Origin of the sequence: Halorubrum sp. AD140 (assembly GCF_034497445.1) — an archaeon.
GTDB lineage: Archaea > Halobacteriota > Halobacteria > Halobacteriales > Haloferacaceae > Halorubrum.
This window is the reverse complement of sequence record NZ_JAXRUU010000017.1, coordinates 45,096-54,028: the sequence shown is the minus strand read 5'-3', so window position 1 is coordinate 54,028 and position 8,933 is coordinate 45,096. Positions and strand designations below refer to the sequence as shown.

Below are 8,933 nucleotides of genomic sequence, written 5' to 3'. Positions count from 1 at the left end.
CGCGTTCGGGCTCGTCCCCGGAATGGTGCTCACGAAGGCGACCGGAATGGTCGTCATCGGGATTCCCGTCGCGGTCGCGGGCGGGACCCGACGGCTCGTCGCGACCCTGATGTGCGCCGGCGTGGGCGTGCTCTCGCTCGCGACCGCCGCGCGGAACCTCCTGCTCGTGACCGGCCTCTGGTCCTGAGCGGTCGGCTACGGCGCTTCCACACCGGACCCGGTCCCCCGCTCACTCGCCGACGTAGAGGCGTTCGGCCGTGCGCTCCGGGAGCCCCGCCTCGGCGACGGCCTCGCTCACGCGGTCGACGTCGTAGGACGCCCGGCGGAGGTCGACCTCGTCGGCCGCGGCGTCGAGGACCGCGTATCCGGCCCGGGGGTCGCCGTCGCGAGGCTGGCCGACGCTGCCGGGGTTGACGACGACGCCCCCCGCGACGGATCGCTTCCCCTGAACGTGGGTGTGCCCGAGGACGATCCCGTCGTACTCGCCCATGTGGCGGTCGAGCGTCGGGAACTCCTCGGGGAACACGTACGCGTCCTCGCGCTCGGGCGCCGGGTGCGAGTGGACCAGCAGGTACCGTCCGCCCGCGAGCGTCTCGGCGCGCGGGAGCCCCCGGAGCCAGTCGAGCTGGTCGTCCGACAGCGACGCCTTCGCGTGTTCGAGTCCGGCCTCGGCCATCCGGTTCGCGCGGTAGCGCCCGGGCGTCTCGACCGTGCGGTCGTGGTTCCCGCGAACGGTCTCGGCGGCGACTTCGCGCACGCGCTCGACGCACTCGGCCGGCCACGGGTTGTAGCCGATCACGTCGCCGGCGCAGACGATCCGGTCGACCGCGGGCATGTCGTCGAGGACCGCGTCGAGCGCCGGGAGGTTGGCGTGGACGTCCGAGATGAGCCCCACCTTCATCGGCTACCGGTTGGGCGTCGACGCCCGAATAGGTTCGGTCCGTGCGAGCGGGCGGCGAGCGCGTCGCCACCCTGCCCCGTCACCGGTCCCGTCCCCGAAAAGGGTTAAGTCGCGGTCGGCCGACTGAGTCACTAATGTACGATCCTGAGGAACTGGCCGCGATCCGGGAGGCCAAGGAGTCCTGGGAGGCGGGGACGTACGGCGAGACGGTCGACCGGTTCGGCGAGCGCAAGGAGACGTTCACCACCGACACCGGCGGGCAGGAGGTCGATCCGCTGTACACGCCGGCCGACGTCCCCGACCACGACTACCGCGAGGACCTGGGGAACCCGGGCGTGGAGCCGTACACGCGCGGCGTCTACTCGACGATGCACCGGGGCCGGCTCTGGACGATGCGACAGTACGCGGGGATGGGCACCGCCGCGGAGACCAACGAGCGGTTCAACTACCTCATCGACGAGGGGTCCTCGGGGCTCTCGATGGCGTTCGACCTCCCGACGCAGATGGGGTACGACTCCGACGCCGCGATGGCCGAGGGCGAGGTGGGTCGCTCGGGCGTCGCCATCGACACCCTGGACGACTTCGAGACGGTCTTCGACGGGATCCCCCTCGACGAGGTGTCCACCTCGATGACGATCAACGCCCCCGCGGCGGTCCTGCTCGCGATGTACGTCGCGATGGGGGACAAACAGGGCGTCCCGCGCGACCGACTGCGCGGCACGATCCAGAACGACATCATGAAGGAGTACGTCGCGCGCAACCTCTACATCTATCCGCCCGAGCACTCGATGCGGCTGATCACGGACGTCTTCGACTTCTGCGCCGCCGAGGTCCCGAACTTCAACACCATCTCCATCTCGGGGTACCACATCCGCGAGGCCGGCTCGACCGCCGCCCAGGAGGTCGCGTTCACGCTCGGCGACGGGATCGAGTACGTGCAGGCCGCGATCGACGCCGGCCTCGACGTGGACGAGTTCGCCCCGCAGCTCTCGTTCTTCTTCAACGCGCACAACAACGTGTTCGAGGAGGCCGCCAAGTTCCGCGCCGCCCGCCGGATGTGGGCCACGATCATGGCGGACCGTTTCGGCGCGGAGAACCCGAAATCGAAACAGCTCAAGTTCCACACCCAGACGGGCGGCTCCACCCTGACCGCCCAGCAGATCGAGAACAACGTCGTCCGGGTCGCCTACCAGGCGCTCGCGGCGGTGCTCGGCGGCACCCAGAGCCTCCACACCAACGGGAAGGACGAGGCGCTCGCGCTCCCCACCGAGAAGTCGGTCCGCACCGCGCTGCGCACCCAGCAGATCCTCGCGCACGAGTCGGGCGCGGCCGACACCATCGACCCGCTCGCCGGGTCGTACTACGTCGAGAGCCTCACCGACGGGATCGAGGAGGAGGCCTTCGAGATACTGGAGGAGGTCGATCGCCGCGGCGGGATGTTGGAGGCGGTCGAGAGCCAGTGGGTCCAGCGGCAGATCCAGGACGTCGCCTTCGAGCGCCAGCGAGAGATCGAGGCGGGCGAGCGGATCATCGTCGGCGTCAACGAGTTCGAGGTCGACGAGGAGCCGGAGATGGACCTCGAGGAGGTCGACCCGGAGCAGGAGCAGAACCAGCGCGATCGCCTGCAGGGGGTGAAAGACGACCGCGACGACGACGCGGTCGAGGACGCGCTCGCGTCGGTGCGCGAGGCCGCGCAGGGGTCCGAGAACGTGATGCCGCACATCGTCGACGCCGTGAAGGCGTACGCGACGGTCCAGGAGGTCTCGGACGTGTTCCGCGACGAGTTCGGGGAGTACAAGCCGGGGCGATAGGGCCGTCCGGGAGCCGGCTCGCGCCGTGGGTCGGTTCCGAGGCGCGGTCAGTTCGCGCCGCGGACGACGTGGCCGTACTTCAGCAGCGCGACGAACACCGCGCCGCCGAAGGCGTTGCCGACGGTCGCCAGCACGAGGAACGCGACGTAGTCGGCCACGGTGATCGCGGGCGAGACGAGTAGCCCGAACAGCACCTCGACGTTGCCCGCGATCGAGTGCGGGAGGTGGAGGAGGCCGATCGTCCCGGTGACGATCAACACGAGGAGGATCCGGCTCGTCGTGTCCTGAGCCGCCGTCACGAGCCACGCCAGCAGCCCCATCAGCCAGCCGGCGAAGACGCCGCCGATGAACAGCCAGGGGAGGTCGTGGTCGACGAGCTTCAGGGCGATGGTCTCGAAGGACTGCGGGTCGACGACGCCCAGTTCCGGCATCAACAGGGTCACGAGGAGGGTGAAACACAGTCCCCCGACGACGTTTCCGACGTACACCAGCCCCCAGAGCCGGCCCAGGTGTCGGAGCGACGCCTGCCGGTCGAGCACCGGGATCACCGCCAGCGTCGTGTGTTCGGTGAACAGCTCCGAGCGACCCAGGATCACGAACATGAAGCCGATGGAGTAGACGCCGGCGAGCAGCAGCTCGGTCGTGAGATCGCCGAAGCTCCCCGGCGAGAGCGTCAGAACCACCGCCATCATCAGCGGGCCGAAGCCGATGTCGAGCCCCGCCGACAGCCCCGAGAGCAGCAACCCGGAGCGCTCCCGATTCATCTCGTGGAGCCCGCTCTCGAGCAGCGAGTCGAGGACGTGGCGCGAGGACATCTGCTCCGTGGACGCGTCGGTCTGTGAGTCGCTCACTGGTGGTCTCGACCTCCGCTACTCCCGGCCGACACCCAAACCTTTGGGTCCCGGTGAGGAATCGGAGGGGCCCGCCCCCGCTCGGTCGTTATAAGTCAGCGGCGCTCGATCCGGGGATATGCGCTTCGACCACGTCGGCGTCGCGACCCGCGACACCGCCGACCTCGCCGACCTGTTCGACGGCCTGCTCGATGCGCCGGTCGCCCACGAGGAGACGTTCGACGGGATGACGGTCGTCTTCCTCGAACTCGACGGCGGCGGCTACTTCGAGCTCCTCGAACCCCGCGAGGGCGGCGCGATCGCCGACTACCTCGACCGCGAGGGACCGGGGATCCACCACGTCGCGCTCGCGACCGACGACCTCCCGGCGGCGCTCGCCCGCGCCCGCGAGCTCGGCGTCGACCTCGTCGACGAGGGGCCGCGCCCCGGCGCGTGGGGCCACGAGGTCGCCTTTTTGCACCCGCGCTCGACGGGCGGGGTGCTCGTGGAGTTCGTCGAGCACTGAGGGCGACGGGGCGCACCGCGACCCGGGTCGCCATCGGCGGCCCCCTCAGTCCTCGGCGTCGACCGCCGGATCGTGCGTCTCGTACCAGCCGAGGATCTTCTCCAGTCGGTGGATCGCGCGGTCGGGGTCCCCGATGTTGTGGTGCTCGTCGGGGTAGACGACGAGTTCGGCGTCGACGCCCTGCTTGCGGGCCGCGACGTACAGCTGCTCGGACTGGGAGGGGGGACAGCGCCAGTCCTCGCCGCCGGCCATCACGAGCAGGGGCGTCTCGACGTTTCCGGCGTCGAGGATCGCCGTCGCCGCGTCGTACGCCTCCGGGTTCTCCCACGGGAGGCCGTACTCCGCCTCGAACCACGTGTGCGTGTCGTCGGTGCCGAACGCCGACCGGAGGTCGTAGATCCCGTGTTCGGGCGCCGCGGCCGCGAAGAGGTCGGGCCGCTGCGTGACGAGGAACCCCTGAGCGATCCCCCCGTACGAGAAGCCGTGGCCGAACACGCGGTCGGGGTCGACCCAGCCGCGGTCCGCAAGCGACTCGACCCCGGCCGCGATGTCGTCGACCTCGGCGGTCCCCCACGCGCCGGTCAGCTCCGCGGTGAACTCCCGACCGCGGGAGGTGCCGCCGCGGTAGTTCGGGCGGAAGACGAGGTACCCCCGGCTCGTCAGCGCGGCGTGCGCGAAGCTGAACACGGGCTCGTCGTACGACATCGGCCCGCCGTGGATCGCTACCACGAGCGGGTGGTCGCCGTCCGCCGGGTCGACGTCGGGGTCGTGGTAGACGACGCCGTCGAGCGTCCAGCCGTCGGACTCCCACTCGACCCGCGTCGCCTCCGGCATCGCGAACTCGTCGATCAGCGACTCGTTGACGCGAGTGAGCCGCCGCAGGGAGTCGGGCTCGGTCGTCGAACCGAGGTCGGCGACGTCGACCGCGTACAGGTCGGTCCCCGCGGTCGGATCGGAGAGGACCGCCACCGCCGTCGACCCGTCGGCCGAGACGTCGAACCCGGCCAGCGCGCGGTCGCGGCCCTGCGCCGCGAAGACGCGCTCGGTGGTCCCGTCGGTCTCCACGCGAGCCAGCCGCGTGTGGCTCTCGTCCGCGATGGGGACGTAGACCGCCCCGTCGACCCAGACGGGGTCCCCGCCGCGCGCGACCGTCCGATCGAGGTCCGCGGTGAGCGAGACGGGGCCCCCTTCGCCGACGAGATAGACCTCTGCCGGTGCGGGCGGGTCGTCCGGATAGCCCGCGACGGTCGCCAGCTCGTCGGCGTCCGGACGCCAGGTCGGGGCGCCGTGCGAGAGGTCGCCGCCGGTGAGTCGCTCGGCGTCGCCTCCCTCGGGCGAGACCGCGTACACGTCGCGGACGGTGGTGTCGTCGGGCCGGTCGAGCCGGCAGGAGGTGAACGCGATTCGGCCGGCGTCGCCCCAGTGCGGTTCCATCCCGACGACGTCCTGGAACGCGCCGCCGCCGTACGCGTCGTCGAGCCGGCGCGGGTCGCTCTCGGGATCCTCGAGGTCGACGACGAAGAGGTACGGCGTCACGTCGTCGGTCCAGCCCACGCCGTTCAGCTTGTGCTGGAGGCGGGTGGTCTCGATCGGGCCGCCCTCCTCGCGCAGCCGGTCGAGATACTCGGACTCCTCGTCGGTCGGGTCGCGCGACTCGATCACCAGCCGGTCGCCGTCAGGCGACCAGTCGAAGCCGGCGACCCCCTCGTCGCGCTCGGTGACCTGTCGGGCGTCGCCGCCGAGCGCGAGGTCGAACAGCCACACCTGGGGCTTGGGCTCGTCGTCGCCGCCGGGGGACTCGTCGTCGTCTCCTCCCTCGTCGTCCTGGTCCGCCTCGCCGTCCTCGCCCTCCGCTTCCGGGTCCTGCCACCCGACGCGCCGCTCGACGTCGCGGTCGCGGGCGGCCAGGAAGGCGAGGCGGTCCCCGTCCGGTCCCCACGTCGGCGCGGAGGCGCCGGACGCGCTCGTCAGGCGGTGGGGTTCGCGGGGGCCGTCGGTCGGGGCGGCGAACAGCGAGGTGACGGCCTCCTCTTCGGCCTGGTCGTACTCGGTCGCGGTGAGGGCGACGCGGTCGCCGGTCGGGGAGACGGCGACCTCGCCGATCTGCGTCAGGTCGTAGTAGGCGTCGAGCGGCAGTTCCGACATGCACGCACCGAACGGCGGCCGGAGGAAATACGTTCGGGACGCGGAAGTCGGCGTCCGCGTGGGACCCGGAGCGCGACTCCTCGGTTCGAAAATGCACCGCGTGTACCGATGATATATTACTGCAATGGTTTGAAATATCTTCAATATAATGTATATGTATGAAAACGCTAGCCACACGTCCGCGGAACGGGCGCGACGGGTGCGATGGACCGCTCGACAGTGGGGGTGTCCGACCGCCGCGTTCTCTCGTCAGCGATGTCTGAGAGCGCCGATTCCGCCGGATACGTCGAGCCCGCGGAATCCGTCGAGAAAGCCAGACGCCGACTGTACGAGATCGTTCGGGGGCCCGATCCGTTCGAGGAGAAGGCGCGTGAGGCGCTCGCTCTCGGAGAGGAGTTTCTGCGCGTCGACAACGGCCATCTCACGCGCGTCGATCCGGAGACCGACCACTGGGAAGCGATGGTGAGTACGGACCCGCCCGACGGACCGTTTCCGCCCGGTCTGGAGCTCAGCCTCGGAGCCACGTACTGTCGGCGCACGCTCGATGCGGACGCTCCCGTCGCACTCTCAGACGCGCCGACCCAAGGCTGGGCCGACGACCCGGCGTACGAGTCCCACGGGCTCCGCTGTTATCACGGCACGACCCTCATCGTCGAGGGGGAACCGTACGGGACGGTCTGTTTCGTCGCTGAGGAGGCTCGAAGCGACGCGTTCAGCGACGCCGAGACGATGTTCGCCGAGCTGCTGACCCGGCTTCTCGAACGCGAACTCGAACGCGAGCACCACGAGGCCGAACTCACCAGACAGACCAACCTCGTGTCCGTCCTCAACCGCGTCCTGCGACACAACCTCAGGAACGACATCTCCGTCATCAGGGGGTTCACCCAACTCATAGCCGACGACAGGGAGGAGGACGAGTACAGCGAGATCGTCCTGACCAAAATCGACGACCTCATCGAGCTGAGCGAGAAAGCCCGCGAGTTGAATCGGATCGTCACCGCCGACGCCGAGCGCGAAAGCGTGGCGATAGGCGAGTTCATCGGCGAGGTCGTCGAGCCGCTCTCCGAGGCGTACCCGGCGGCGTCGATCGCGGTCGAACCCGCCGACGAGACGATCACTGTGGCCGTGCGCCCGAACTTCGAACAGGCCCTCGAGGAGCTGATCGAGAACGGGATAAAACACAGCGGCGACGGTCCGACGGTCACCGTAACGGTCGAACCCGTTCCGAACGCGGTTGAGATCCGAATCGCGGACGACGGGCCGGGGCTCGCGGACCACGAGGCCGACGTGATGGACGCGGGCACCGAGACGCCGCTCGTCCACGGGAGCGGGCTGGGCCTGTGGCTGGCACACTGGATCGTGACCAGCCACGGCGGATCCGTGGACGCAGCGGCCAGCGACGCCGGAACGACGATGACGATCTCGGTACCCCGGCGGCCTGCAACGGACGTACGAACGGAGTTGACGGACCTCACCCGGGCCCGCGACACGTATCGGGCGGCGTTCGAGGAGGCGTGCGACGCGATGGTGATCGTCGACGACGAGGCCCGAGTCGTCGATGCCAACGCGGAGACAGCGACGCTCTTCGGACCCGACCAGCGAGCGCTGCTCGGCCAACCGCTCCCGAGATTTCTCCCGGCGGGATTCGACTTCGAAGCCGAGTGGGAGCGGTTTCGACAGGCCGAACGGGTGCGCGACACGGTGACGCTCGTGGGTGCTGACGAGACGGAACATCCGGTCGAATACGCCGCGACGATGGACGTCGTCCCCGGACACCATCTCGTCGTCTATCGAGCGCTCGTCGACGGCTCGCGGTAGGACGCGTCACACGAGCTCACCACCGTCGCGTCCGGCCGCCGATCCGCGCGGCGCGCTCGCAGGCGGGCTCCGACGCGGCGGCGCGTCCCGCACGCTTAACCGCGGGCACGCCCCATCGCGACCCGTGTTCCGCGACCTCTCGCGACCGATCGAGACGGGGATGCCGACGTACCCGGGCGACCCCGAGGTGACGCTCGCGCCCGACGCGACCCACGAGGACGGCGGCTACGCGACGGGCGAGCTCCGGACCGGAACCCACGCCGGGACCCACGTCGACGCGCCGCGGCACGCGCTCCCCGACGGGGCGACGATCGACGAGATCGACCCGGGCCGGTTCGCCGTCGACGCCCGCCTCGTCGACCTCCGACCGCTGGAGCCGCGGGAGGCGATCACGGCCGACGCGCTCTCCGAGCGCCTCGGAGACGGAACGGACTCGATCGATCTCGCGGTCGACGCCCATGACCCCGCCGTCGACGCCCTCGACCCCGCGATCGATCTCCTCGTGTTGCACACCGGATGGGCGACCCGCTGGGGGACCGAGCGGTACCGCGACCACCCCTACCTGACCGCGTCGGCCGCGGTTTGGTGCCGGGAGTGGGGCGTCGGCGTCGGACTCGACGCCTTCGGACCGGACCCGACGCCGTCATCGGCCGAAACCGACGCGGCGGCCGCGGCAGACGAGCCCGACGGCTCCCCCGCCCACGACGTCCTCCTGGGCGCCGACCTCCCGATCGTCGAGAACCTCTGCGGGCTCGACGAGCTCCCGACGCGGTTCCGGCTGTACGCGTTCCCGCTCCGTCTTCGGGAGGGGGACGGATCCCCCGTCCGGGCGGTGGCGGAGTGGGAGGGGTGAGCGCGCGCCCGGAGACGACGGCGCGGGCCGCCCGGCGGTCGGTACGGCC

At 70.5% G+C, this 8,933-nt stretch carries 7 protein-coding genes and 1 pseudogene; 5 read left to right on the top strand and 3 right to left on the bottom strand.

All coding sequences use genetic code 11. From position 1 onward, the window contains the following. A pseudogene (locus U4E84_RS06545) lies at window positions 1-187 on the top strand (hypothetical protein); the annotation flags it as partial. A gap of 42 nt (window positions 188-229) precedes the next feature. On the opposite strand, the gene U4E84_RS06540 reads toward U4E84_RS06545, so the two are convergent. After that, window positions 230-901, bottom strand: coding sequence for a metallophosphoesterase family protein (locus U4E84_RS06540; RefSeq protein ID WP_322531290.1), 672 nt, complete (start codon window positions 899-901; stop codon window positions 230-232). Window positions 902-1,035: 134 nt separating this feature from the next. Here U4E84_RS06540 and U4E84_RS06535 point away from each other — a divergent pair, with 134 nt between their 5' ends. Then, window positions 1,036-2,712, top strand: a complete 1,677-nt coding sequence (locus tag U4E84_RS06535; protein ID WP_322531289.1) for a methylmalonyl-CoA mutase family protein — start codon at window positions 1,036-1,038, stop codon at window positions 2,710-2,712. A 47-nt stretch (window positions 2,713-2,759) separates the two neighbouring features. Here U4E84_RS06535 and U4E84_RS06530 read toward each other — a convergent pair whose 3' ends face one another. Beyond that, window positions 2,760-3,563 (bottom strand): formate/nitrite transporter family protein, encoded by an 804-nt coding sequence (locus U4E84_RS06530; RefSeq protein WP_322531288.1) that lies wholly within the window; start codon window positions 3,561-3,563, stop codon window positions 2,760-2,762. 118 nt (window positions 3,564-3,681) lie between these two features. Here U4E84_RS06530 and mce point away from each other — a divergent pair, with 118 nt between their 5' ends. Then, window positions 3,682-4,068: a methylmalonyl-CoA epimerase gene (gene mce / locus U4E84_RS06525; protein ID WP_322531287.1), complete on the top strand. Its 387-nt coding sequence runs from the start codon at window positions 3,682-3,684 to the stop codon at window positions 4,066-4,068. A gap of 45 nt (window positions 4,069-4,113) precedes the next feature. Here mce and U4E84_RS06520 read toward each other — a convergent pair whose 3' ends face one another. Then, window positions 4,114-6,213: a S9 family peptidase gene (locus U4E84_RS06520; RefSeq protein WP_322531286.1), complete on the bottom strand. Its 2,100-nt coding sequence runs from the start codon at window positions 6,211-6,213 to the stop codon at window positions 4,114-4,116. A gap of 204 nt (window positions 6,214-6,417) precedes the next feature. On the opposite strand from U4E84_RS06520, the gene U4E84_RS06515 reads away from it, so the two are divergent. Both U4E84_RS06515 and U4E84_RS06510 read left to right on the top strand, forming a co-directional pair. Further along, complete coding sequence (locus U4E84_RS06515) at window positions 6,418-8,031, top strand: ATP-binding protein (protein WP_322531285.1); 1,614 nt, start codon at window positions 6,418-6,420, stop codon at window positions 8,029-8,031. Between the two features lie 124 nt (window positions 8,032-8,155). Beyond that, window positions 8,156-8,884, top strand: a complete 729-nt coding sequence (locus U4E84_RS06510; protein ID WP_322531284.1) for a cyclase family protein — start codon at window positions 8,156-8,158, stop codon at window positions 8,882-8,884. Window positions 8,885-8,933 lie beyond the last annotated feature (49 nt).